Below are 23,418 nucleotides of genomic sequence, written 5' to 3'. Positions count from 1 at the left end.
GAGCAGTCCCCGCTGGATGGAGCACAATAGAGATACGGCGCATTCGCTTGATGTGGCGGAGATGAGGGCGCTTTACCGGGCGGCGGAAGCGCGAGCGGCGCGGCTGCGCTTCATCATCGAGACGCGCAGCCTACTCGATGCGCAAGCCTTCGAAACGGCAGCACCCGAGGTCCTGTCGCGGCTTGCCGATTTCGCAGGCGCAACGCTCGCGACACTTACCTTTCCCTCACCGCAAGGAAAGACGTCGACGCGGCTGGCGATCGGCAAGCCGACCGCCAATGACACCATGCTCTTTGCCTCCGAGGAGGGGGCCGCGCTTTCCCTGACGCTGAGCGGCCCGGCGAAGGCGCGCGCCATTGATGCCGACGACCGGCAGACGCTGGAGGTGGTGGCGGGGCAGCTCGCCGATGCCTGCCATCTCGAGCGGCAGGCGGCGGAAAAGCAGGCGTTGCTCGGCGATCTCGAACGGCAGCGCAGCGAACTCGCTGCCCTCGTCGCCCAGCTGATCCAGGCGCAGGAGCAGGAGCGGCAGCGGGTGGCGCTTGATCTTCACGACGGCGCAGCACAGCTTGCCGCCGGCCTCAGCTACCGGCTGCAGGATCTCGCCGCCCGCATCGGCGAGCCGCATGCGCTGAAACCGGAGATCGAACAGCTTGCGGCGTTGGCCCGCCGCTCGGTTGCCGATCTGCGCGCCGCCATCGCCGATCTTCGCCCGCCCGAGCTCGACGATCTCGGCGTCGCCGCAGCGCTCCGCACCCGCCTCGACGCGATCGACGGCATGGAGGTGATCGCCGATCTCGATGCCGGCGCCGATCGCTGGCCGGCGTCGACCGGCATCATCTTCTACCGCGTCGCCCAGGAGGCGATCACCAATGCGCTCAAGCACGCCGAGGCGAGCCGGCTGATCGTACGCCTTTTCGAGGACGGCGCGGGGCAGGCTCATCTTGAAGTGATCGACGACGGCAAGGGTATCGGCGAGGCGCGCTATCCTGGAATTCAGGGAAGGGGAGCCCGGCTCGGCATTGCCGGCATGCGCGAGCGGCTGGCACTGCTCGGCGGCCGTTTCGAGATCGGCGCCGGCGTTTCCGGCGGCACTCATGTCCGCGCCGCAGCGCCGCTCAAGCAGGAGACGGCGGGATGACCGCATCCATTCTCGTTGCCGACGATCATGATATCGCCCGCGCCGGCCTGATCGCCATGATCGGCGGCCAGGAAGATTTCCATGTCGCCTTCGATGTACGCGACGGCGCGGAAGCGGTGGAAGCCGCCGCCCTTCACAAACCGGATCTGGCGCTCCTCGACATCCGCATGCCTCGAATGGACGGCCTCGCGGCCACGCGGGAAATCCGGCGCGTCTCGCCAGGTACACGCGTCATGATCATCACCATGCATGACAGCCTCGATTATCTCGAAGCGGCGATCGAAGCCGGCGCCACCGGCTATCTGCTGAAGGATGCGAGCCGCGAGGATATTCTGCGCACGATCCGCAGCGTGCTCGAAGGCGACGCCTTCTTTGACGGCCCTCTGGTCGCAAGGCTGCTGAAGCGCGCCACCACCAAGCCGCAGACCAGCCCCAGCGCATTGGAGACGCTGACCGTACGCGAGCGCGAGGTGCTGACGAAGGTGGCCGAGGGCCTGACCAACAAGGAGATCGGCCGCGCCCTGAAGATTTCGCCCGGCACGGTCAAGATCCATGTCGAGCGCATCATCGCCAAGCTCGGCGCCGGCGATAGGACGCAGGCCGCCGTCATGGCGGTGCGCGGCGGGCTGGTGCAGACAGCAAAGGAAGAGCCATGATGCCGCGCTTCGCCGACCTGCCGCTTCGGGCAAAGGGCATCGTCATCATCATGGTGCCGCTGGCGCTGCTCTTGGCCGCTCTCGCCTCGGTCTTCATCGCCGACCGGCAGAGCCGTATTGCCGAGGACCAGGTGCGGGTGACGCTGGAGATCCAGTCCGGCATTCAGGAGCTGCATGCCCTGATTGCCGAAGCGGCGACCGCCATGCGCGGCTATCTCCTGACCGGCAGGAGCGATTTTCTCGATCCCTTCAACCGGGCAGAGGACAGGCTGCCCGTCGTGCTCGACGAGGTCGGCCGGCGCTTACGCGACGAGGAGCAGAAGGCCCGCCTCGAGCGCATCCGCGCCCTGGTGGATGCCAAAGTCGACCGTCTGCAACTCCTGAAACAGGCCGACATCCTGCGCGCCGGCGGGCGCGAGGATCTGGCCGCCAAGCTCATCGAGGGCAAGCAGGTGCTGGACATGCTGCGGCAGGAGATCGACGCGATGAACCGGCGCGAGGCCGATCTCCTCAACGCCAGAACGCAGGCCGCCGACCGGGTCCGCACCCTGTCGCGCAGCCTGATGATATCAGCCGGCTTTCTCGGCTTTGCCGGCGCGCTCGTCGCCGTCTTCCTGTTTTCGGCGAGCATCGTGCGCCGCGTGCACGCGCTGAAAGCCGAGGCGCACCGCCTCTCGCGAGGGGAAGTCGTGACATCGGCCGATCCCTTCCGCGATGAGCTCGGCAATCTCGGACAGGCGCTCGCGGATGCGAGCGTGCTTCTGAAAAAGCGCGAGGCCGATCTGACCGAGAGCGAGGAGCGCTTCCGCCAGCTGGTCGAGGGCGTCAGCGATTATGGCATCTTCGGGCTCGATCCCGATGGGCAGGTTGTGAGCTGGAATGCCGGCGCCGGGCGGATCACCGGCTACCAGGCCGAGGAGATCGTCGGCCAGCATTTCTCCCGCTTCTATCCCGCTGAGACCAGGGAGACATTTCCGGCGGAGGAGCTTTCGAAGGCAGCCCTGCACGGACGCACCGAAGCGGAGGGTTGGCGCCTGCGCAAAGACGGCTCGCGCTTCTGGTCGCATGTCGTCGTCACCGCTCTTCACGACGAGACGGGACGGCTGCGCGGCTTTTCCAAGATCACCCGCGACATTACCGAGCGCAAGCAATTCGAGGAGGCGCTGCTTGCCGCCCGCGAGGATGCGGTGCGCGCCAGCAATGCCAAGAGCGAATTCCTGTCGCGCATGAGCCATGAGCTGCGCACGCCGCTGAATTCCGTGCTCGGTTTCGCCCAGCTTCTGGAAATGGACCTTACCGATGCCGATTCACGCGAAAGCGTCGCGCAGATCCTGAGAGCCGGCCGGCATCTGCTGAGCCTGATCGACGAGGTTCTTGACATGGCGCGGATCGAGGCCGGGCGCATGGATCTTGCCGTCGAAGCCCAGCCTGTCGCCGAGGTGATCGAGGAAGCCGTGTCGCTCGCAAGGCCGCTCTGCGGCAAGCAGCAGATCCGCATCGAAGTCGCCGAGGCCGAGCCGGATCTGACGGCACTCGCCGACCGCCGGCGTCTCCTGCAGGTGTTGCTCAACCTGCTTTCCAATGCGGTGAAATACAATCGCCCGCGGGGCAGCGTGACCGTCAGCCATCGGGCGCTTGAGGACCGCATCCGCATCGAGGTCAGCGACACCGGCCCCGGCATCCCGGCCGAGCGCGTCGGCCGGCTGTTCACCCCCTTCGACCGGCTGGGCGCCGAGCGCATAAGCCAGGAGGGAACCGGCCTCGGGCTGGCGCTCTCCAGACATCTGATCGACGCCATGGGCGGCACGCTCGGCTTCAGCAACCGGGCGGGCGGCGCGACGTTCCACGTCGACCTGCCGCGCGCGCCTGCGGCGATGCGGGAGGCCGAGGCGCAAGACGTCGCGGTGCCGTAAGTCTCCTCCGTCATGCTCGGCCTTGTGCCGAGCATCTGACCACGGTAATTGATTGGCAGGAAAACATTTATTTCCAGAAACTTAATTGGGCCGGCGTAGATCCTCGGCACAAGGCCGAGGATGACGTCGCGGGTTTGCGTCCATGACAGATACCACCGATATCCTGCGCGCTTCGACGATCCTGATCGTCGATGATGAGCCCGCCAATGTTTCGCTGCTGGAGCGTATCCTCAAGCGCGAGGGCTTTACGGCGCTGATCAGCACCACCGAGCCGCGCGAGGCCCTGCGGCTCTTTCGCGAGCATCCCGTCGATCTCGTCCTGCTCGACCTGATGATGCCCGATCTCGACGGTTTCGCGCTGCTCGAGACTTTCGCAAGGCTCATCCCCGACGACAGCTACCTGCCGATCCTGGTGCTGACCGCCGATGCGACCCTGCCGACGCGCCGGCGCGCGCTTTCCCTCGGCGCGAAGGATTTCCTGACCAAGCCCTTCGATGCGATCGAGGCGGTCCTTCGCATCTTCAACCTGCTCGAAACCCGAATCCTGACGCTGGAACTCGCCAGGCACGGGCTGGCGACGCCGAAATCGGAACGCCCCAGGATCGATTGATCGCCCTCCGCTCGCGGGGCGATTTCAGGTCAGGGATTGACCCAGCGGCAAGAGGAGAGGGCGCCGGCTTCGTCATAGCCGAATAATGCTCTGCGATTGTCCTGTTGCCGCAGTTGGAACCAATCCAGCGTCCAGGCCCGGAAGATCACGACGCCAAAGCGCGTCTTTCCCTCGGCCTCATCCGCAGGCTCTGGCATATCGGTCGTCTCGAAGGCGCGCTCGTCCCCGGGCGGGCCGCCCGCATAGGTCATCCGCGTCCGCGCGGGCAGCCTGTCCCATGCGGCGTCAGCCCCTCCGCTTCCCGGCCCATGAAGCTCGACCTCCCCTTGAAGCCGAAGCTGCAGCCGGCTGTCGGCGCTGAAGCCGAGGACCGTGACGCGGGGATTGGCTGAAAGTTCCAGCCATTTGGAGCTGCGCGTATCCGTATGAAATTCGAGACGCCGCGCCGACCTGTCGGCGGCACGCAGCACGACCATGCGTGCCTGCGGCCTCGTCTCGATATCGACGGAGCAGAGGTTGAGATAACGGAAACCCGACTGCGGGTTCGCCGCAGCCGTTTCGAGTTCCGCCCATGCCGAGGCGTCGATGTCAGTGAGATCCACCGGCAGGCTCCGCTCAGACCGAACGGGCGATGCCGCCGTCGACGCGGATGTTCTGGCCGGTGATGTAACCGGCCCCCTCCGACAGGAGGAAGGCGATGGTGGCCGCGATTTCCTCGCTGGTGCCGTAGCGGCCCATCGGAACGCTGTCGCGCCGTTCCTCGGTGGCGGGCAGGCTGTCGATCCAGCCGGGCAGGACATTGTTCAAGCGGATGTTCTTGGCCGCGTAGCTATCCGCGAAGATCTTGGTGAAGCTTGCCAGCCCTGCCCGGAAGACGGCCGAGGTCGGGAACATCGGCGAGGGTTCGAAAGCCCATGCCGTCGAGATATTGACGATGGCGCCGCCGCCCTGGCTTTCCATGATCGGCGCGACCAGCCGGATCGGTCGCACCGCGCTCAGGAAATAGACCTCCATGCCCTTGTGCCAATCCTCGTCCGAGATGTCGAGGATCGGCGCGCGCGGGCCGTGGCCGGCGGAATTGACCAGCGCGTCGATGCGCCCCCATCGCCCCATCGAGAGATCGACGAGCCGCTTCACATCGTCGTTGGACTGGTTGGAGCCGGTGACGCCGACGCCGCCGAGTTCCCTTGCCAGCGCCTCGCCTTTGCCGGAGGAGGAGAGAATTGCGACACGGTAGCCGTCCGCAGCGAGTTTCCGCGCTGCTGCGGCGCCCATGCCGGATCCGCCGGCGGTGATGAGAGCGACTTTTTCTTCAGACATTGAAATCTCCGACTGCTGAGTTTGCGCAGCATTATGCCAGATATGCTCTCTGCTTTCGCGCGAGAAAGAAACATGCGAGACTGTAGCAAATCTACTGGATAAGCCTATGATCCGATCCCGCCGCGCGCTGCCGCCGTTGAATGCCTTGCGCGCCTTCGAGGCTTCGGGCCGCCGGCTGAATTTCCGCGCTGCCGCTGAGGAGCTCGGCGTCACGCAGGGTGCGATCGCCCAGCAGGTCCGCGCGCTGGAAGATCAGCTCAGCCTCATGCTGTTCCAGCGCCTGCCCCGCGGCCTTGCGCTGACGGCGCAGGGTGCGGCCTACCTCTCCGACGTCACCCGCGCCTTCGATATGCTCGGCGAAGCGACCGGACGGCTTCTGGCGCGGCCGGAAACCGTGACGATCAGCGTCACCCCGACCGTCGCCGCCAAGCTTTTGATCCCGCGTCTCGCCGAGCTCTACAGCGCCCTTCCCGACGTGGATCTGAGGACGGTCGCCACCGAGGCGCTGTCGGATTTCGACCGCGACCAGGTGGATATCGCCGTGCGCCTGACCAGCCAGGCTTTCCCGGCGGCGCTGGAGGCAAGGCTGCTGTTCCGCCAGGAACTGGTCGCGGTCGCGAGCCCGCATCTGGTCAAGGGCCTTACCCTGCCCTTGAGCGGCGAAGAACTTTGCAAGCTGCCGCTCCTGCATGACTCGCACGATCGCTGGGGCGTGTTCCTCGGAATCCGTGAGAAGCTGCCGGGCGCGGCCTTCAACCACACGACACTGGCGCTGGATGCCGCACTCGCCGGCCAGGGCGTGGTGCTCGCCTGCCGGGCTTTCGTGGCGGCCGATCTCGAGGCCGGGCGGCTGGTGCAGGTGACGGATGCCACAGCGACCATCGGCGCCGATTACTTTCTCGTCCGCAAACGCTCATCATCGCCGCGAAAGGCCGTCGACGCGGTGTGGGACTGGTGCGCGGCGCGTCTGTCGCTCGCCTGATCGCGGAATGATCGAGGCCGGCCGTCAGCCGGCCCCATCATTTTCAGAACATGGTGTTCTTGTTGGCGGCCTCTTTCGGAACCGCCTGGATCACGTCCCAGTGCTCGACGATCTTGCCGTCCTTGACGCGGAAAATATCGACGATCGCCTGGCCGCGGTCGTCAGTGCCGTTCGTCGCATGTACATGCAGCCAGACGAGATCGCCGTCGGCCGAGCTGCGGACGATCTTCGCCTTCGATTGAGGATTGTCCTTGAAGAAGCCGGTGAAGAAGGAAACGAGAGGCTTCTTGCCATCCGGAACCTCGGGATTGTGCTGCCGGTACTCGTCCACCACGACCGATGCGGCCTCGATATCATGGCTGTTGAAGAAGCGGTCGTAGAACTCCACCACCAGCTTCCGGTTGGCTTCCTCGACCTTCAAATCCCGAGAGGCGGCAAAGGCGCCGGAAGGCATGGCGATGCCCGCCAGAATGGCGAGTGCGCAAAGCGATTTCCCGAATGTCATGCATCAAACTCCTTGGTACGAATCCGCGATCTAGTCTAAGAAACAGACTATGAGGCTTGGTCTAGGACAGCGCGAAATGCCCGGCAAGAAGGCAGTTTTCAGTGCCGAAGTCAGCGCGCGATGACCGGGAAGGAGGAAGCGATGCCCGGGAAAACCGATCCGGCGGGAGAGCGGCCCGGGGCAGGATGCCCGATCAGGGGCGTGCTCGACCGCATCGGCGATCAATGGAGCCTGCTGACGCTCGAGGCGCTGGAAACCGAAAAGAAGCGCTTCAACGAGTTGCTGCGCGAGATCGGCGACATCTCCAAACAGATGCTCTCCAAGACGCTGCGGCATCTGGAGCAGGACGGCTATATCAGGCGCACCGTCTATCCCGAGGTGCCGCCGCGCGTGGAATATGAGTTGACGGAACTCGGCCGATCCTTCCTGATCCCGATGAAGGCCCTGATCGGATGGGCCGAGCAGAACCATCCCGAGATCATTCGATCGCGGCTACGGCATGACGCCGGGTAGGGATTGAATAGAGGCAAGAGGCAAGGTCGGAGCGCGTCCTTCGAGGCTTCGGCCTTCGGCCTGCGCACCTCAGGATGAGGGAGTTTGGTGGATGCCGCGCCGATAACAGCGGACGTTGATCGATGCCGCGACCTCTCTCCGACCTCATCCTGAGGTGCCTCGGCCGCCGGCTGCTAGTGGGCGCAAGAAGCAAGGTCGGAGCGTGTCCTTCGAGGCTTCGGCCTTTGGCCTGCGCACCTCAGATGAGGGAGGTTGGAGGATGCCGCGCCGATAATCACGGGCGTCGGAGGATCCGCCAACGCTCAAGAGAGCCTCATCCTGAGGTGCCCCGAAGGGGCCTCGAAGGACGAGGCGGGCGCCCCCTCAAGCCAGCAGCACCTTGCCGCCTGCCCGGAAGGGAAGGGCCGCTTGCAGCGCCTCGGCGATCCTTTCCAGCGGAAACACCTCCCGCACCTCGGTGGCGATCACCTTCGCGGCGATCTGCGCCGCCACCTCGGAATAGGCGCGCTGGACGTTGTCCATGGTTTCCGAATGGACCCATTCCCGGAGGTGGCAAAAGGAAAAGCTGATATCGGGATGGGAGGACCAGAAGGAATTCGGGATGCTCTGGCCGGAGAGCAGGCCGTAATGCACGAAATGGCCGCGGGGCTTGAGCGCATCGGCTAGAACCGAGGCACGCGGGCCGCCGACGCAGTCGAGCACGGCGTCGAGCCCATGCCGGCCGGCGAGGGCGGCTGCCAGATCGCTGTCCTCCCTGTCGATGATAACGGTCTCGAGCCGGCCACGCAGGCGCTGGCGGGATTCTTCGCTGCGAACGATCGCCACCGGCTCGACGCCAACGGCATTTGCGAGGCCGATCAGGATCGATCCGATCGAAGAGGCGGCGGCATTGACGGCGATGCGCATGCCCGGTCTCAGCCCGATCTTCCCATGCAGCATCAGCCAGGCGGTCATCGGGTTGACGTAGCTGGTCGCCACCTCGAAATCGGAGAGCGCGTCCGGCACGCGCAGGCACCAGCTGGGGTCGGTGTCCTTGAACTCCTGCCACCCGCCGGCGCTGCGCACCGGCAGCACACGCGTCCCCGGTGCCAGTCCATAGACCGCTTCGCCGCAGGCTTCGACCACGCCGAAGGCTTCGAAGCCTGGAATAAAGGGCAGGGTCGTGCGGCCGGCATAGGCGCCCGAAATGGTGATGATATCGGAAGGATTGATCGAGCGGGCGAGCAGCCGCACCCGGACCTGGTCGTGCCGCAGCGCCGGCAACGGCGTCCGCTCGATCCCGACGACCTCCGGAGCCGGGCCGAATTTTCGCACGACCGCCTGATATTGCATTTGCATCCCCCACATACTCGCGGTTAGAACAGCCCACCAATTTTGGGTGATCGAATGAGCGTTGACGACAGGCCTTTAGCATCGTTCCGGGTCTCGATGCGAGACATCGACATCTATGGCCATGTCCACAATTCGGTCTACCTCGACTATTGCGAGGATGCCGTCGTCGAGTTTCTGCGCCACCGCGAGATCCTCGGCCATTTCCGCCACATCACCTCGGGTGTCGCCTATCACGTCAAGAAGGCGGAGATTACCTTTCACAACCCGATCGACGTCGACGATGTCGTCGAGGCGAAGGTCGCCGTCGAGAAGATCGGGCGCACCAGCCTCGCCTTTACAATCGAACTCTTTCGCCGGCGCGACGGCGCCCATTGCGCAACGGCCGGCCTTGTCTGGGTCTGCGTCAGCCTTTCCGACAGCCGCCCGACGCCGATTCCGGAGGCGACCAGAGCCGCCTTGTCGCAGGGCTGATCCATGCCGATCCACGCAGAGCTTCGTCGACACGCAACGGAGAGACCGGACAAGCCGGCGGTGGTGATCGACGGCGACGCGCTCACCTATGGCGAACTTCATGCGCGCTCGCGGGCGATCTATCGCTTTTTCCAAGAGCTTCCCGACGCGAATCGCCGCACGATCGATCTGCCGGGCGTCGAGAAACTCGTTGCGCTCAGCCTCGGCAATCATCTCGGCTTCGCCGAATATTTCCTCGCCGCCACCGCCTTGCCGAATGCCTGCGCCGTCATCGACCCGATGATGCCGGCCGAAAGGATCGAGCGCATTCTGCAGCGCCTCGCGCCCGACGTGCTTGTCGTCGACGACGAGGCGAGCGCAAGTGCGGAGATCGGCCGCCGGCTCGGCATATCGGTCGTCATCGCCGGAGCCGAGCCTTTCGATCTCACCGCACCGGGAGAGGACCTGCCGGATGCCGAAGGCATCTTCCTGATCGGCTTCACCTCGGGCACCACCGCCGAGCCGAAAGCCTATTACCGCTCGCGCGAGCAGTGGCGCCGGAGCCTCGACCGGGGACGTCTGGTTTTCGAACTCCAGAACGCGCCCTCAACCCTCTGCCCCGGCGCCCTGGCGCATGGCCTGGCGCTTTACGCCCTGGTGGAAACGCTCGATGCCGGAGCGACCTTCCATTCGGTGCGAAAGTGGGATGCCGGCGCGGTCGCGCGCACGCTCTCCTCCGCACGCATAGAACGGCTGGTCGCGGTGCCGACCCATATAGCCGGGATTGCCCGCGCATGGGCAGGCGAGCCGGCGCTCAACTGCCTGCGCGACGTGCTGACGGCCGGCGCCAAGCTGAATCTCAACGAGCTCGAGTCCATGCGCCGCCTCTTTCCCAAGGCGCGCATCCGGGAATATTACGGCGCATCCGAGATCGGTTTCATGACGGTCTCGACGCTCGCCGGCGGCGAGACCGATTTTCCGATCGACCGGGTGGGGCAAGCCTATCCCGGCGTTGCGATCACCATCCGCGACCCTGAAGAAAACGATGTCGGCACCGACGTGCCGGGCACCATCTTCGTCAACAGCGACCTGATCGCCGACGGCTATCTCTGGGGCGACGACGGCCAGGCGTTCCGGGTTACCCCAGCGGGGGCGACGGTCGGCGATCTCGGCGAGATCGACGCCAACGGCATGCTGCGGGTGATCGGCCGGGCCGGCGGCATGATGATTTCGGGCGGCAACAACGTCTATCCCGCCGAAGTCGAGAGCGCGCTGAAAACCTGCCCCGGCGTCGAGGAAGCCGTCGTCTTCGGGCTGCCGGATGACTATTACGGCCAGAGGATCGTCGCCGTCGTCTCCGGCGAGGCGATCGACGCGAAAATCCTGGCCGACCATTGCGCGGGCAAGCTTGCAAGGTTCAAGATCCCCAGGCAATTCTACCGGATCGGCGCCTGGCCGATGACGAGCAGCGGCAAGATCGCCCGCGGCCAGGTGCAGGCATCGGTCATTTCGGGAGACGGCCTTGTCCTACGCCTATCAGCCTGACGAGGATTGGCAGCCGGTCGTGGTTGCCGCTTACCGCACGCCGATCGGCCGGGCCTTCGGCTCGCTTGCGGCGGTCGCCTCCGAAGACCTGCTCGCGCCGATCATCCGCCGCATCCTTGCCGAGACGGGCATAGCGCCCGAAGCCATAGACGACGTGCTGGTCGGCAATGCGGCCGGCGGCGGCGGCAATATCGCCCGGCTCGCGGCCCTTTCCGCCGGCCTGCCGATCGCCGTTCCCGGCGTCGCCATCGACCGGCAATGCGGCTCCGGTCTCGAAGCGATCATCATGGCCGCCCGGCTGATCCAGGCAAAGGCCGGTTCCTGTTTTCTGGCCGGCGGCGTCGAGAGCGTCAGCACCGCGCCATGGCGGGCCGAGAGGCCGAAAACCAATGGCGCCCTGCCGCGCTTCTACGGCCGCGCCCGCTTCTCCCCCGATGCGATCGGCGATCCTGATATGGGTGTCGCCGCCGAAAACGTCGCCCGCGCATACGGCATCACCCGCCAGCGGCAGGATGAATTCGCCCTGCGCAGCCACCGGCTCGCCGTCACGGCGGCCGAAGCCGGCCTCTTCCGGCCGGAAATCGTCGAGATTTCCACCGGGCACGGGCTGGTGGACCGGGATGAATGCCCGCGCCCCACGACATCGATGGAACGGCTGGCAAACCTCAAGCCCGTCTTCCTCGCCGACGGCTCGGTGACGGCGGGCAATGCCTGCCCGCTCAATGACGGCGCCTGCCTGGTGCTCGTCATCAGCCGCGGCATGGCCAAAAGCCTTGGCATCGAAAAGGGCCTCGCCTTCATCGATAGCGCAGCCGCCGGCGTCGACCCCAACCTGCTCGGCATCGGCCCGGTCGCCTCGACCCGAAAACTGCTTGAGCGCCAGCCGGGGTTTTCTTTGTCTGAGGTCGAGGCCATAGAATTCAACGAAGCCTTTGCGGCCCAGGTCCTGGCGTCGCTGGACCAACTGGATATCGCGACCGACAGGGTCAACAGGGATGGGGGCGCAATCGCGCTCGGTCATCCTTTCGGCGCCTCCGGCGCCGTCCTCGTCACCCGGCTGTACAGCCAGCTGGTCCGCGAGGATGGTTCGTCGTCTGGCGCAACAGCGCTCGCCATGATCGGCATCGGCGGGGGCATCGGGCTGACGGCGCTGTTCGAGGCTGTCCGGCTTTCCTGATGAAACCCCGCATCGTGCGCTGTGGGATCAATCCTCCGGTCGATCCGGCTGGGACGATGATGGGAATAAGGGCGGCTCCGGCGCGGCGAGCGCCTGCGCGATCTCATTTCGAAGCCATGCACTTCCCGGATCGCCGTCGAAGCGACGAAGCCAGTACATGGTCACGTCCATTTTCGGCGATTCCATCGGCGGCATGAACACATCGAGCTTCAGCCGTCCGATCAACGTGCGCGCGAAATGAACCGGAATGCTTCCGAGCATCTCACTTGATTCAACGGCAAGAGCGACCGCGTGGAAGTGCGGCACCGTGACCATGACACGCCGGGCAAGGCCCAAGCGCGCAAGGCCCGGATCGATCGTCCCGGTCCGGCTCCCATCGGCGGAGCGCAGAACGTGGGGAACGGCGCAGAATAGGTCTGCCGGTATGGCGTCTCCCGGGCGAAGACCGCGGCTCGCCAGAAGGGGATGTCCCTGCTTCGCAATGCAGACCAGCCATGACTGGAGCACCTTGCTGCTGGCGACCCACTCCGGCGGCTCGAGCGATCGGTCGATGACGATATCCGCTCTGCCATCGCGCAACATCTCGAAGACTTCCGACGAGGCATGGTCGACCATCTGCAAGGTGACGCAGGGTGCCGCTTCGGCCACACGGGCAGCCAGCGGCGGCATCAGCAATGTCGAGAAGTAATCCGATCCGATCAGCATGAAGGAACGGGTCGAGGTGGCGGGATCAAAAACGGCGCTCGTCGCCAATGCCTCTTCCATGCCGGCCAGCGCTTGTCTGATCGGCTGACGCAGTTCGAGGGCGCGCGCCGTCGGCATCATCTGATTGCCTTCCCTGACGAACAATTCGTCGTCCAACAAGGCGCGCAACCTGCCGAGCGCCGAACTCACGGCCGGCTGCGACAAGCCGACCCGCTCGCCTGCCCGCACCGTCGAAAGCTCTGACATCATGGCGTCGAAGACGCGCAACAGGTTCAGGTCGAGGGCGGAGAAATTCACGCGGTCAATATCCCCTATACGATCATTCGATTTCCGTGCGGTCGCTATCGGCGATAGTGATGGAGAACAGCCCGGAACTCTATTCCAAAATGACCTCGGAAGGAAATTGCCATGAGCGTCGCGGCGAGAACCGTACGAACGGTAACGTGGATGAACACGACCTACACCATCAATATCGGCAGGTTCGAAAGTGGCGGCATCCTCGGCGTGTTTGAAGGCAAGGTGCCTGCCGGCGGCGGACCACCAGTCCACATTCATCACAACGAGGACGAAGTGATCCATGTGATCGAGGGCGATTACGAATTCTGGCTGAATGGCGAGTTTGTCCCGGTCCGCCCAGGCAGCTCGATCTTCCTGCCGCGCGGCGTGCCGCATACGTTTCGGGTCACCGGCACGTCTCCCGGACGCAACCTCACCATCCTGACGCCGGGCGGCCTGGAGGAATTCTTCATCGAAGCGGCCGCGCAGGCGCCGCGGCTGCCGGATGACATGGATCGGCTCCTGCAGCTGGCGGAACGCTACGGCATCGAATTTCGCGGGCCGGCGACCTGGGAGGCAGACCGGATGCACTGATGTCGGCTGTCGGTCGATCCGGACCGCAGCCCGGCCACGAATCCACTCAGAAGACGACAATCTGCTCCAGGCGCTGTTTATCGCAATACCGATCAAATGGGCCAGGAGCGCCGCACGCCCGCCGGGGAGAAGTGTTGCCAATCCCGCCGCCCAAGGTTCGCCCGTTGCCCCGGGGCAGGTTCGGCTGACGCCGACTTAGACACGTTTCCTTCTTTTCAACCGATCGGATCTCTCGCTGGGCGAGCCGTCCTACTTCCTTCGCATAGGTCGACAGCGACGGTGGGAGAATGGTTCGCGACCGTGATCCGGCGCATTCTCCTGCCCGTCGGCTGTAGCCGGCCAAGCCTGACATCGCGCGCCTGCCTCATAGAGGAAGCGGTTTCGGCACCCGCCTCAAGTCAACAGAGGATACTCCTCGCAATGGAGAAGGAGACTACCCATGAAAATCGTCATCATCGGCGGCACCGGCCTCATCGGCACGAAGACCGTGGAAAGATTGCGCAAGAAGGGACATGACGTGCTGCCGGCCTCGCCGAATACGGGCGTCGACACGATCACCGGCAAGGGCGTGGCGGAAGCGCTTGCTGGCGCGCAGGTGGTGCTCGATCTCGCCAATTCGCCCTCCTTCGAGGACAAGGCTGTTCTGGAATTCTTCCAGACCTCGGGCCGCAACCTGCTCAAGGCGGCCGCTGCCGCCGGCGTGAAACATCACATCGCCCTGTCGATCGTCGGTATGGAGCGGCTGCAGGGCAGCGGCTATATGCGGGCCAAGATGGCCCAGGAAGAGCTGATCAAAGGCTCCGGCATACCCTACACCATCGTCCACTCCACGCAGTTCCATGAGTTCATGGCGGGCATTGCCCAGTCGGGCACGGTCGGCCAGATGGTGCATCTGTCGCCGGCCTATGTGCAGCCGATCGCCTCGGACGATGTCGCCGACGTCATGGCCGACGTGGCGCTCGCCGCCCCCGTCAACGGCACGATCGAAATCGGCGGTCCGGAGAAGATCCGCCTTACCGAGGTCGTGACGCAGCTTTTCAAGGCGACGAATGACCCGCGCCAGATCATGACCGATCCGCACGCCCGCTATTTCGGCGTCGAGCTCGAGGACAACTCGCTGGTGGCAGGGCCGAAGGCCCGACTTGGCCGCATTCGCTTCGATGATTGGCTGCGCCAGCATCCGCCACAGAAGATGAGCGCCTGACGGCCCATGCCGCCGTCGCGGCCGCGCCGACAACCGTTCCCATCAACGCAAGGAGACCAGTCATGTCAGGAAAAATGATCTCGGCAGCGGCATTCGCCGTTGCCCTTGTCGCCGGCACAGCAGCCTATGCCGCGGGCGACAAGGCAAAGGTAACCCTGGTCTACGACCAGAAGCTTCCCAATGTTCCCGGCAAGAGCATCAAGGCCGTGCTCGTCGAATATAAGCCTGGCGGCATGTCGCCGGGCCATACTCACCCGAAATCGGCCTTCATCTACGCCACCGTTCTGGAGGGCTCGATCAAAAGCCAGGTGAATGACGGCCCGGTGAAGACCTATAAGGCCGGCGAAAGCTTTCCCGAATTCCCCGGCGATCATCACAGCGTCAGCGCCAACGGCAGCAAGACCGAGCCGGCGAAGCTGCTCGCGATCTTCGTGGTGAACTCGGACGAGACAGAGCTGACGATCGACGACAAATAAACTCTCGATGCCCGGCGCCGCCGGGCATCGTTCTACGTGGCGCCGTCAAGCAGATTGCAGCGCCAGTTCCAGATCGGCGACCAGATCGTCGGGATGCTCGATGCCGATCGACAGGCGGATCGTCGATTCCAGCACGCCGATCCGCTCCCTTACATCGGCGGGCACGCCGGAATGCGTCATGGTCGCGGGATGGCTCGCCAGCGATTCCGTACCGCCCAGGCTGACGGCGAGTTTGAAGACCTGCAGCGCATTCAGGAATTTGAACGAAGCCGGCTGGCCACCGCGAATGTCGAAGGAGAAGGTCGAGCCGGCGCCGCTGCATTGCGCGGCGAAGGTGCGGCCGGACGGCGATTCCGGATCGTGGTAGGGCAGGTAGTGGACCTTCTCGACCTTCGGGTGATCGCGCAGGAAATCGGCGATGGCCCGCGCATTGCTGTTTGCCCGCTCCATGCGCAGCTGCAATGTTTCCAGCGAACGGCCGAGCATCCAGCAGGAATGCGGATCGAGCTGGGTGCCGATCGCGCCGCGCAGCGCCTTGACCTGCCTGACGACGGCCTTGCGGCCGAGAACGGCCCCGGCGATCAGATCGGAATGACCGCCGACATATTTTGTCAGTGAATAAAGCGAAATATCGGCGCCGTGCTCGATCGGCCGCTGGAACACCGGCCCGAGCAGGGTGTTGTCGCAGACGATGATCGGCGTATGCCCCTGCTTTGCCCCGATCGCATCGGCAACGCGCCGGATCATCGCGACATCGACCAGGCTGTTGGTCGGATTGGCGGGTGTTTCGATCAGGATGACGGAGACGCGGCCCTTGGTCACCGCCTCGTCGGCCGCCTTCTGCACCGAATTTTCGCTGACACCATCGGCAAAGCCGACCGCGGCGACGCCGAAATTGAGGAAGGTCTTTGCCAGCAAGGTTTCCGTGCCGCCGTAGAGCGGCTGCGAATGCAGGATCGCATCGCCCGGCCGGACGAAGGCGAACAAGGTCGTGGCGATCGCCGCCATCCCTGAGGAAAACAGCGCGCCGCTCTCCGTCTTCTCATAGACGGCGAGCCTGTCCTCGACGATCTCGCTGTTGGGATGATTGAAGCGCGAATAGACGAGGCCCGCCCCCTTGCCGGCCGGCGGCTCGCGGCGGCCCGAGACGTAATCGAAGAAGTCTCGGCCATCCTCGGCAGAATTGAAGACGAAGGTGGAGGTGAGGAATACCGGCGGCTTGACCGCCCCTTCCGATAGCTCGGGGTCGTAGCCGTAGTTCAGCATCTGCGTTTCGGGATGCAGTGCATGATTGCCGATATGCGTTTTGGAAGGATGCGGGGCGGTCATGATCGTCTCCTCTGTCGAACCTGCCGAAGCACAAAATACATCAAAACCGCATCGAAGCAGCGGGCATCAATGCCGCTCCTTAACGATCAGCTCATGGTCTCGCCCAAAGTGTCCGCGACATAGGCCCCGCGCGCACCCATCGGCAGCGGCTGCCCCGTCGTCGTGTCCTTGGCCGTCTGATGCTCGAGCTCGGCGTTCAGTTCCGCACCGACGATGAGGATGACGACCGAAAGCCAGATCCAGATGAGGAAGCCGATCAACGCGCCGAGCGTGCCATAAGTCGCGTTATAGTTGGCGAAATGCTCGAGATAGAAGGAGAAGCCGAGCGACATGACGGCCCAGGCGAGCGTCGTCAGAGCTGCGCCCCATGTCATCCACCGCACTCTGGCGGGCTCGCGGCTCGGGCCGAAGCGATAGACCAGCATGACCGCGACCACCACCACCAGCAGCAGCAGCGGCCATCTGAGAAGGAGCGCCATTTGCTCCTTGAACTGGTCAAGCCACAGAAAGGAGAGCACAAGCGGCATCACGCCGACAAGGGCAACCATGAGGACGGCGAAGAATATTGCGCATAAGGTGAAGCAGAAGCCGATCAGGTTCAGTCGCACGAGGCTGCGTTTCTCATCCTCCTCATAGGCCACGTTCATCGCATCGAAGATCGCGAGCGTGCCGTTATGCGTGCTCCAGAGCGCGATGGCGAGACCCACGAAGAAGGTGATTCCGAGCGTGCTCTCGCGTCGTTCGATGAGCGCCTTCAGTTGGTCGGCGAGAAGATCGAAGGCTCCCGGCGGCAGGAGGACGACCAGTTCGCGAAGATGTTCGGATATCGTGAGCGGATCGGCAACCAGTCCGTAGAGGGAGACGAGCGCCGCCAGCGCCGGGAATATCGCCAGCAGCAGATAGAAGGTCACGCCGGCAGCAATGAGCGAGACCCGGTCGTTCAGGATCTCGTGGAAGACCCGCCAGAATACGTCACGAAGGCCGCTGAGCGGAATGGCCTCCGGCGTCGCCGCGCTGCGCCCATGATCGTCGTCGCCCCAGGCGATATCGCTGGTCACCGCGACAGCCCCGCGCTGCCTTGCCTGGAGGACAACAAACGCGCCGATCGCTGCGGCCATCACCGTCGCCGCGATCGAGAACCTCTTGAGGCGGAACGCATCTGCCATTAGCCTATCCTCCGATTTGCTGCGTGGATAACGCCGATTGCCGCTAAAGGATGCAAGCCATTGCTTTCCTGCGGAAATTCCCGGGGCAGGGGAGGGGCTGACGCCCCTAAAGAGGCCGGACCCATAAGGGTTTCGCAGATTGTAAGCCGCTGATTTTGTTGGAACCCTACCACACTACGGAAGCAAAACCGGACTTTGGTTTCGTTACTGCTGTGTTGGGGTTATATCGACAGGGCCGCAATGTGGCGCCCCTCAGGTCCTGAGGGTCGGAATTATGCCTGGAAAACGCGGCCTGAGGCTGAATTCCGACAGGCGAAAAAGTCCCTAAACACATCAATAGCGCCACCGGCAATGGCCAGCAATAGCCGTTGCCGTTATCCACGACAATCAGCTCCTCGAGCGGAAGGATCTGGCCTGCCGGACCGATAAAGGGAGAGGAACAGGCAGGAAATCTTATTCCGGGAGACCGGCCTTGCGCAACGCCGACGCCAGCCCCTTCATGAGCTGCGGCCGCACGACATCCATTTGCACGAAACCACCTATGGTCCAGTCCGGCGCGACCTTCAGCAATCGCGCGGCGGCCGCTCGCGCAGCCTCCAAGCGATCGAGATTGGCGTAGCTTGCCACCAGGCTAGCGTGGAGAATGCTGAAGCCCGGATTCACCTGAACTCCCAGGGCCGAGTATTTCACGGCATCCTCGAACCGCCCGCCAAACAGGCTGACCCATGCCAATGCGAGATAGGAATGATAGTTCATCGGATCGAGCGGACTGAGCCGAAGGGCCTTGAATGCGTGATCTCGGGACCGGTCATAGGTCTCGTTGAACATATGCACCATCGCACTCAGCCCGTAGGCCAGCGACGAATTGCTGTCCAGCATCAAAGCCCTATCGAGTGCGTTGATCGAGCGCTCGTAGTCATGGGTGATCGTGGCATGGACGAAGGCTCCGAGGCACAGCGCCTGCGGATCGTCCGAGCCGGTGGCGAGCGCCGCATCGGCGTGGCTGAGCGCCGCGGCCCTGTCCTTGGGTTCGAAGCCGCCGCGCAGGAAGCGCTGCTCGTACCCCCAGGCGGCATAACCGTGCGCGGCGGCATAGTTGGGATCAAGACGCAAAGCTTCGGCCAGTAGCCGCAATGCTTCGTTGGTGTCCGCGGGGGTATTGGCATAGCTGTGCGGCAATGCGCGAAGGAAAAAGTCATAAGCGTCCAGGCTGTCAGGCCGCTTGCGGCGCGCCCGCTCTATCTCCGCATGCCTGATTGTCGGCTCGAGCGTGCCGACGATGCGCTCGGTCAACTGATCCTGCAAATCGAAAATGTCTTCGGCCGCACCTTCGAACTTGTCGGCCCAGATATAGGTGGCGCTCTTCCCTTCGATCAATTGCGCGCTGATGCGCACTCGGCTTGCCGCCCGCCTGATGCTGCCTTCCAGCACGTAGCGGACGCCCAGTTCTCTGGCGATTTGCCTGACGTCGGCCGGCCTGCTTTTGTAGGCGAAGGTTGAGTTTCGCGCGATGACGAACAGGCTCGGAATCTTCGAGAGATTGGTGATGACATCCTCGACCAGCCCATCGGCAAAATACTCCTGCTCAGGATCACCGCTCATGTTCGCAAAGGCCAGCACGGCTATCGACGGCTTGTTCGGCAGAGTAGGCGGCCTGGACAGACGCTCCTGCGGGGAGGTCCCTTCCTGCACGAGACGGTGAACCGTGATCGGCTCGGCGATGTTTTTGACCTGCTGCTCACCCATCGCCTCAAACCCGAAGGCGAGCGTCTTTTCGACCTCACGCGCGACTTTGCCGGAGATGCAGACACCGCCAGGATCGGCGAGCTGCTGCAAACGCGCCGATACGTTGACGCCATCGCCATAACAGTCGTCACCATCGACGATGACTTCGCCGAGATTGAGCCCTATTCTCAATTCGAGCCGCTCGCTCTCCTTCACCCCGGCGTTGCGCTCCTTGAGCACGCCCTGCAGCGACACCGCGCATTCGACGGCATCCACGACGCTGCCGAACTCGGCGAGCAACCCGTCGCCCATGAGCTTGAAGATGCGGCCGCGCCGCTTCGCGATTTCCGGCTCGATTAGCTCTTTTCGAATCCCGACGAGACGCTCGAACGTCCCGGTCTCGTCACGCTCCATCAGCGCCGAATATCCAACGACGTCAGCCGCAAGGATGGCCGCAAGCTTCCTCTCCATGGCCCCCTCACAAGACGCCTTGCCAAACGTTAACACACAAACAAGTGGCGACCTATAGACCACGACATCGACCTCATGCGGCGCACCGACCGATGATGACACAGCGAACCGAAACGTTGATCGGCGGCAGCGGCTGCATGAGACGGAGGAGCGCCGATCATCCGGTTGTCCGCGGACAACAAGGATTGCGATGACAGTTTGCTGGAGCAAAAGGCCTCGCCTATTGCGGCGGCAGCGGGATAGTTGTCCGCGGACAACGTAGCACGGAACCGGCTGACGTAGCCGCGCCATGACGCCCTGCACCTGCGCAGTATTGACGCAACACCCAGGCTTGAATTCGCCGTACTGCCTCACTACCTCGTAACGAACCGACGCGCCATACTCCTCCTCGGCTGCGCCGGCCCGACGGACGGCACTCCTCCTCCCATGCTGTCGGTCACTATTGAAGCCCGGCGCCTTCTCCCGCGCCGGGCTTCTGCCCCTCTGAAAAGCATCAGCGCTTCCGCCTGCCCCTTCGAGCACCCCGCGGTCGGGCTTTGAGCGCCAGACCCTACACCCTCCGACATCTCTCATCGAATACCCGTCAGACATCGAACAGGACCAACAGCGCAGCAAGCGAGATTGGACATGGAAAGACTTGCACAATGCCACTGCGGATCATTCCGGGCGATCCGCTGACGGTGAGCCTGTGCCACTGCCGCGATTGCCAGCGCAGAACTGGCGCGGTGGCGGTCAGCGGCGCGATCTTTGAGAAAACCGAGGTGACGATTGAAGGAGAGCGGAAAGTTTTCGTGCGCGACGCGGCGCAGGGGCGCACCGTTCGGTTTCACTTCTGCCCGAATTGCGGGACGTCCTTATATTGGGAAGGCGACTTCAATCCGAACCTTTGCCTCGTGGCCGTCGGCGCCTTCGCGGACCCGACGTCTCCTCCGCCCTCGGTTTCCGTCTTCGAATAGTCCAAGCATGATTGGCTCCAGCTGGCTGACGACATCAAGCATGCACAGCGCGGACTGGTCTCACGCGACCCGGGCGATCATGAATCGGATGTCGGTTAGCCCGCGCTTCATTTAGGTTCGTCGTTCGAAACAGGTTCGGCGACCAACAGGATCAATTGCCGAAGATCTTATTGTTCGTTTCGAGGCAGATCATCTGTGATGTCATAATAGTCGCCCTTGTCGGCGACAAAGATATGCATTTTCAATTTGGCGTGGGTCGGGCTATCCAAGGCGCCCATCGCAACGGCGATCCAGTCGCAATGGATCGGGTCCCAAAACAGCGATGAGCCGCAGACCGCGCAAAATCCCCGTCTTACATTTTCCGAAGAGTGATACCAGGTGACGACCTCGCCTCCGCAAATCTTGATTTGATGCCTCGCAACATCCGCCGAGGCGAAAAAGTGGCCGGACTGTTTGCGGCATTTAGAGCAATGGCACGCATCCGGGGCGCGCAAGTCGCCTTCGATTTCAAACGTTACCGCGCTACAGAGGCATGATCCTTTGTGCATAGGATGTCCTTTTGCTGAAACTCATTCTTGCGCGAAAATGCTATCGGGAACCAGCTCCAATTGGGCGATGACATTGTATGGCACATCTTTCCAGAGAGGTCACGCTGCCATCGTCGCAGAAGTAGCGGAACTAAATGCCACGATAGCTTCTGCAACGCTTGACATCATAATCAAATCAACACGTTATTTTCTCTTCGCCGCCTTGTGTGTGAAGGACCCGCCAGGGTGCCGAAGAAGCCGAAGGCATCGCCTCCCATCTTGTCCATCTGCGATGGCACATTGAGTTTTCCAACTCCCTGTGCCATACGAACCCGCACTCCGTATTGCCGCGGCTGCTGAACCAAGGCACTCACGGAGCACACATGAACGCGCCATCATTCATCAGTCGCACCAGCAACATCGCTGGGCACATCGTCAGGTCAGTCGTAGCACGCGACGAGCCGGAACGAAGTTTTTTACACTCACTTACCGACCTTACGAGCGCCTTGCCGACACCGGAGGCATTGGCTCGGAAGAAGGCCTTGTTGCGGGCGGTCGCTACGACTCCTGACTTTCATCCAGGCAAACCCGTGCCCGTCGGCGTCGTAGCAGACGTCGAAGGTGCGGTTCTTCCGCACATGATTGGATCTGACATTGGCTGCGGGATGCGCATGATCGTGCTCGACAATGTGACGGCAGATCAGTTGTCGACGCCGCTGCTCGACCGTCATCTTCGCCATTTGTTTTTCCGCGGCGGGCGCGACATTGCGCTCACGGGCAAGGATCGGCACGCAATCTTGCGCGAGGGGCTGCCCGGACTCCTCGACAGCCTCCAATGGCAGAGAGCTGGCCTGCTTTCCAAACTGGATCTTGGGCGAGCGTGGGCCGATCTTGAACGACATTCGGATAACGGCGTTTTCTCCTGCGAAGACATTGATGCCGATTTTGCGGACTATGCGCAAATCGACGGCGCCCATCGTCGCGACGCAATCCTCGGCACGATCGGCGGCGGAAATCATTTCGTCGAGTTCGGTTATGTTGATCAGGTCGCGGACGGCGCCTTCGCAAGAGCGGCCGGACTGAAATCCGGCTCCGTCATCCTTGTCATCCATTCGGGCTCTCTCGATTTTGGACAGCGGGTAGGCACGGCAACCAGGGACCGGCTGAGATCCGATTGCAAACCAGGAGAGGATTGGCGAGTGCTCTCCAGGCATACCCGACCAGACCTCTACAAGAGGTACATGGACGGTCATGCGAATGCGGTAAATGCAGCCTTTGCCAATCGCTTCTTTATCGGCCTTGCCGCGGTCGAGGCCGTGGCAAGGACACTGGGACAAGAGATCGAACATCATCTCGTTTACGATGCCCCGCATAATACGATCTGGGAGAGCGGAAATATCGTACGCCACAGAAAGGGCGCCTGTCCGGCAAGAGCTGCGGGAGCCCTGGTTGGCAGCCCATATGAGTGGTTCGGCGAACCGGTCATATTGCCCGGATCGATGGGTGACGGCACCTGGCTGCTTGCCGGATGCGGATCGACCGATTTTCTGGAATCCTCCGCCCATGGAGCGGGACGCAAACTCTCACGGCAGGAAGCGCGTTCGCAAAAGAATGTCGGCAATGCGCTGCGCGTCATCGGTCCTGTCGATCCGCATAGCCCGCAATTGCAGGGCCGGCAGGATATCCTGGGCGAGCTTCAAGCCCGCCTCCGGGAAGAAGCGCCAGCGGCCTACAAGGCGATTGACAGTGTTGTGGAACCCATGGTTGACGCGCGCATGACAAGGAAAGTTGCGCGGATCAGCCCATTGGTGACGGTGAAGGGATAACGCACACGCCACCAGATGA

23 protein-coding genes are annotated in these 23,418 nt (G+C 63.3%); 14 read left to right on the top strand and 9 right to left on the bottom strand.

Annotated elements, in window-relative coordinates; genetic code table 11:
• Positions 1-16 precede the first annotated feature (16 nt).
• The 4 genes from CO671_RS20265 (at position 17) to CO671_RS20250 (ending at position 4,320) form a co-directional block, all read left to right on the top strand.
• Positions 17-1,141, top strand: coding sequence for a sensor histidine kinase (locus tag CO671_RS20265; RefSeq protein ID WP_097607413.1), 1,125 nt, complete (start codon positions 17-19; stop codon positions 1,139-1,141).
• Positions 1,138-1,797 carry a response regulator transcription factor gene (locus CO671_RS20260; RefSeq protein WP_097607412.1) on the top strand — a complete coding sequence of 220 codons (660 nt, stop codon included), beginning with the start codon at positions 1,138-1,140 and terminating at the stop codon, positions 1,795-1,797. The genes CO671_RS20265 and CO671_RS20260 overlap by 4 nt, the downstream gene beginning before the upstream one ends.
• A complete protein-coding gene (locus CO671_RS20255; protein ID WP_097607411.1) occupies positions 1,794-3,710 on the top strand; it encodes an ATP-binding protein in 1,917 nt (638 codons plus the stop codon). The genes CO671_RS20260 and CO671_RS20255 overlap by 4 nt, the downstream gene beginning before the upstream one ends.
• Before the next feature lie 142 nt (positions 3,711-3,852).
• On the top strand, positions 3,853-4,320 hold the full coding sequence (locus CO671_RS20250; protein ID WP_097607410.1) for a response regulator: 468 nt from the start codon (positions 3,853-3,855) through the stop codon (positions 4,318-4,320).
• Between the two features lie 29 nt (positions 4,321-4,349).
• Here the strand turns inward: CO671_RS20250 and CO671_RS20245 are convergent, their stop codons facing one another.
• Positions 4,350-4,922 carry a pyridoxamine 5'-phosphate oxidase family protein gene (locus tag CO671_RS20245; RefSeq protein ID WP_097607409.1) on the bottom strand — a complete coding sequence of 191 codons (573 nt, stop codon included), beginning with the start codon at positions 4,920-4,922 and terminating at the stop codon, positions 4,350-4,352.
• A gap of 13 nt (positions 4,923-4,935) precedes the next feature.
• The gene (locus CO671_RS20240; RefSeq protein ID WP_097607408.1) at positions 4,936-5,640 is read right to left on the bottom strand and encodes an SDR family oxidoreductase; all 705 of its coding nucleotides are present in this window, start codon (positions 5,638-5,640) and stop codon (positions 4,936-4,938) included.
• A 106-nt stretch (positions 5,641-5,746) separates the two neighbouring features.
• On the opposite strand from CO671_RS20240, the gene CO671_RS20235 reads away from it, so the two are divergent.
• Positions 5,747-6,622: a LysR substrate-binding domain-containing protein gene (locus CO671_RS20235; protein WP_097607407.1), complete on the top strand. Its 876-nt coding sequence runs from the start codon at positions 5,747-5,749 to the stop codon at positions 6,620-6,622.
• 43 nt (positions 6,623-6,665) lie between these two features.
• Here CO671_RS20235 and CO671_RS20230 read toward each other — a convergent pair whose 3' ends face one another.
• On the bottom strand, positions 6,666-7,127 hold the full coding sequence (locus CO671_RS20230) for an ester cyclase (protein ID WP_097607406.1): 462 nt from the start codon (positions 7,125-7,127) through the stop codon (positions 6,666-6,668).
• Between the two features lie 141 nt (positions 7,128-7,268).
• On the opposite strand from CO671_RS20230, the gene CO671_RS20225 reads away from it, so the two are divergent.
• On the top strand, positions 7,269-7,640 hold the full coding sequence (locus CO671_RS20225) for a helix-turn-helix domain-containing protein (RefSeq protein ID WP_097607490.1): 372 nt from the start codon (positions 7,269-7,271) through the stop codon (positions 7,638-7,640).
• Between the two features lie 363 nt (positions 7,641-8,003).
• Here the strand turns inward: CO671_RS20225 and CO671_RS20220 are convergent, their stop codons facing one another.
• On the bottom strand, positions 8,004-8,972 hold the full coding sequence (locus CO671_RS20220) for a zinc-dependent alcohol dehydrogenase family protein (protein WP_097607489.1): 969 nt from the start codon (positions 8,970-8,972) through the stop codon (positions 8,004-8,006).
• A 54-nt stretch (positions 8,973-9,026) separates the two neighbouring features.
• Between CO671_RS20220 and CO671_RS20215 the strand changes: the two genes are divergently transcribed.
• The 3 genes from CO671_RS20215 to CO671_RS20205 are packed head-to-tail and all read left to right on the top strand — an operon-like array spanning position 9,027 to position 12,144.
• Positions 9,027-9,443 carry a thioesterase family protein gene (locus CO671_RS20215; protein ID WP_097607405.1) on the top strand — a complete coding sequence of 139 codons (417 nt, stop codon included), beginning with the start codon at positions 9,027-9,029 and terminating at the stop codon, positions 9,441-9,443.
• 3 nt (positions 9,444-9,446) lie between these two features.
• Positions 9,447-10,967 carry an AMP-binding protein gene (locus CO671_RS20210; RefSeq protein WP_097607404.1) on the top strand — a complete coding sequence of 507 codons (1,521 nt, stop codon included), beginning with the start codon at positions 9,447-9,449 and terminating at the stop codon, positions 10,965-10,967.
• A complete protein-coding gene (locus tag CO671_RS20205) occupies positions 10,945-12,144 on the top strand; it encodes a thiolase family protein (protein ID WP_097607403.1) in 1,200 nt (399 codons plus the stop codon). Before CO671_RS20210 ends, CO671_RS20205 begins: the two co-directional genes overlap by 23 nt.
• A 27-nt stretch (positions 12,145-12,171) precedes the next feature.
• Here the strand turns inward: CO671_RS20205 and CO671_RS20200 are convergent, their stop codons facing one another.
• Positions 12,172-13,146 carry a LysR family transcriptional regulator gene (locus CO671_RS20200; protein ID WP_097607402.1) on the bottom strand — a complete coding sequence of 325 codons (975 nt, stop codon included), beginning with the start codon at positions 13,144-13,146 and terminating at the stop codon, positions 12,172-12,174.
• Positions 13,147-13,257: 111 nt separating this feature from the next.
• Between CO671_RS20200 and CO671_RS20195 the strand changes: the two genes are divergently transcribed.
• The 3 genes from CO671_RS20195 (at position 13,258) to CO671_RS20185 (ending at position 15,399) form a co-directional block, all read left to right on the top strand.
• Positions 13,258-13,719, top strand: a complete 462-nt coding sequence (locus tag CO671_RS20195; protein WP_097607401.1) for a cupin domain-containing protein — start codon at positions 13,258-13,260, stop codon at positions 13,717-13,719.
• 439 nt (positions 13,720-14,158) lie between these two features.
• A complete protein-coding gene (locus CO671_RS20190) occupies positions 14,159-14,923 on the top strand; it encodes an SDR family oxidoreductase (RefSeq protein ID WP_097607400.1) in 765 nt (254 codons plus the stop codon).
• 62 nt (positions 14,924-14,985) lie between these two features.
• The gene (locus CO671_RS20185) at positions 14,986-15,399 is read left to right on the top strand and encodes a cupin domain-containing protein (protein WP_097607399.1); all 414 of its coding nucleotides are present in this window, start codon (positions 14,986-14,988) and stop codon (positions 15,397-15,399) included.
• A gap of 45 nt (positions 15,400-15,444) precedes the next feature.
• Here CO671_RS20185 and CO671_RS20180 read toward each other — a convergent pair whose 3' ends face one another.
• The 3 genes from CO671_RS20180 to CO671_RS20170 all read right to left on the bottom strand — a co-directional run bounded on the left by CO671_RS20180 (position 15,445) and on the right by CO671_RS20170 (position 20,090).
• Entirely contained in the window at positions 15,445-16,728 is a 1,284-nt protein-coding gene (locus CO671_RS20180; protein WP_097607398.1) for a cystathionine gamma-synthase family protein, read from the bottom strand.
• 86 nt (positions 16,729-16,814) lie between these two features.
• Positions 16,815-17,894: a YihY/virulence factor BrkB family protein gene (locus CO671_RS20175; protein WP_097607397.1), complete on the bottom strand. Its 1,080-nt coding sequence runs from the start codon at positions 17,892-17,894 to the stop codon at positions 16,815-16,817.
• 453 nt (positions 17,895-18,347) lie between these two features.
• A complete protein-coding gene (locus CO671_RS20170) occupies positions 18,348-20,090 on the bottom strand; it encodes an adenylate/guanylate cyclase domain-containing protein (protein ID WP_280953344.1) in 1,743 nt (580 codons plus the stop codon).
• A 644-nt stretch (positions 20,091-20,734) separates the two neighbouring features.
• On the opposite strand from CO671_RS20170, the gene CO671_RS20165 reads away from it, so the two are divergent.
• On the top strand, positions 20,735-21,046 hold the full coding sequence (locus CO671_RS20165; protein WP_245425006.1) for a GFA family protein: 312 nt from the start codon (positions 20,735-20,737) through the stop codon (positions 21,044-21,046).
• A 167-nt stretch (positions 21,047-21,213) separates the two neighbouring features.
• Here the strand turns inward: CO671_RS20165 and CO671_RS20160 are convergent, their stop codons facing one another.
• Positions 21,214-21,594 carry a GFA family protein gene (locus tag CO671_RS20160; protein ID WP_097607395.1) on the bottom strand — a complete coding sequence of 127 codons (381 nt, stop codon included), beginning with the start codon at positions 21,592-21,594 and terminating at the stop codon, positions 21,214-21,216.
• Positions 21,595-21,956: 362 nt separating this feature from the next.
• Between CO671_RS20160 and CO671_RS20155 the strand changes: the two genes are divergently transcribed.
• The gene (locus CO671_RS20155; protein ID WP_097607394.1) at positions 21,957-23,399 is read left to right on the top strand and encodes an RtcB family protein; all 1,443 of its coding nucleotides are present in this window, start codon (positions 21,957-21,959) and stop codon (positions 23,397-23,399) included.
• Positions 23,400-23,418 lie beyond the last annotated feature (19 nt).

It is taken from the genome of Rhizobium sp. M10 (assembly GCF_002531955.1).
GTDB classification, from domain to species: Bacteria; Pseudomonadota; Alphaproteobacteria; order Rhizobiales; family Rhizobiaceae; genus Rhizobium; species Rhizobium etli_C.
The sequence above is the reverse complement of the archived record's forward strand: the minus strand, read 5'-3'. Positions and strand labels throughout refer to the sequence as shown.

Bases quoted from the DNA above. Each gene is read 5' to 3' on its own strand.
- CO671_RS20190 (WP_097607400.1), top strand. From the start codon at position 14,159: ATGAAAATCGTCATCATCGGCGGCACCGGCCTCATCGGCACGAAGACC.
- CO671_RS20250 (WP_097607410.1), top strand. From the start codon at position 3,853: ATGACAGATACCACCGATATCCTGCGCGCTTCGACGATCCTGATCGTC.
- CO671_RS20235 (WP_097607407.1), top strand. From the start codon at position 5,747: ATGATCCGATCCCGCCGCGCGCTGCCGCCGTTGAATGCCTTGCGCGCC.
- CO671_RS20185 (WP_097607399.1), top strand. From the start codon at position 14,986: ATGTCAGGAAAAATGATCTCGGCAGCGGCATTCGCCGTTGCCCTTGTC.
- CO671_RS20210 (WP_097607404.1), top strand. From the start codon at position 9,447: ATGCCGATCCACGCAGAGCTTCGTCGACACGCAACGGAGAGACCGGAC.
- CO671_RS20255 (WP_097607411.1), top strand. From the start codon at position 1,794: ATGATGCCGCGCTTCGCCGACCTGCCGCTTCGGGCAAAGGGCATCGTC.
- CO671_RS20180 (WP_097607398.1), bottom strand. From the start codon at position 16,728: ATGACCGCCCCGCATCCTTCCAAAACGCATATCGGCAATCATGCACTG.
- CO671_RS20170 (WP_280953344.1), bottom strand. From the start codon at position 20,090: ATGGAGAGGAAGCTTGCGGCCATCCTTGCGGCTGACGTCGTTGGATAT.
- CO671_RS20240 (WP_097607408.1), bottom strand. From the start codon at position 5,640: ATGTCTGAAGAAAAAGTCGCTCTCATCACCGCCGGCGGATCCGGCATG.
- CO671_RS20220 (WP_097607489.1), bottom strand. From the start codon at position 8,972: ATGCAATATCAGGCGGTCGTGCGAAAATTCGGCCCGGCTCCGGAGGTC.
- CO671_RS20230 (WP_097607406.1), bottom strand. From the start codon at position 7,127: ATGACATTCGGGAAATCGCTTTGCGCACTCGCCATTCTGGCGGGCATC.
- CO671_RS20260 (WP_097607412.1), top strand. From the start codon at position 1,138: ATGACCGCATCCATTCTCGTTGCCGACGATCATGATATCGCCCGCGCC.
- CO671_RS20165 (WP_245425006.1), top strand. From the start codon at position 20,735: ATGCCACTGCGGATCATTCCGGGCGATCCGCTGACGGTGAGCCTGTGC.
- CO671_RS20265 (WP_097607413.1), top strand. From the start codon at position 17: ATGGAGCACAATAGAGATACGGCGCATTCGCTTGATGTGGCGGAGATG.
- CO671_RS20215 (WP_097607405.1), top strand. From the start codon at position 9,027: ATGAGCGTTGACGACAGGCCTTTAGCATCGTTCCGGGTCTCGATGCGA.
- CO671_RS20175 (WP_097607397.1), bottom strand. From the start codon at position 17,894: ATGGCAGATGCGTTCCGCCTCAAGAGGTTCTCGATCGCGGCGACGGTG.
- CO671_RS20225 (WP_097607490.1), top strand. From the start codon at position 7,269: ATGCCCGGGAAAACCGATCCGGCGGGAGAGCGGCCCGGGGCAGGATGC.
- CO671_RS20160 (WP_097607395.1), bottom strand. From the start codon at position 21,594: ATGCACAAAGGATCATGCCTCTGTAGCGCGGTAACGTTTGAAATCGAA.
- CO671_RS20195 (WP_097607401.1), top strand. From the start codon at position 13,258: ATGAGCGTCGCGGCGAGAACCGTACGAACGGTAACGTGGATGAACACG.
- CO671_RS20155 (WP_097607394.1), top strand. From the start codon at position 21,957: ATGAACGCGCCATCATTCATCAGTCGCACCAGCAACATCGCTGGGCAC.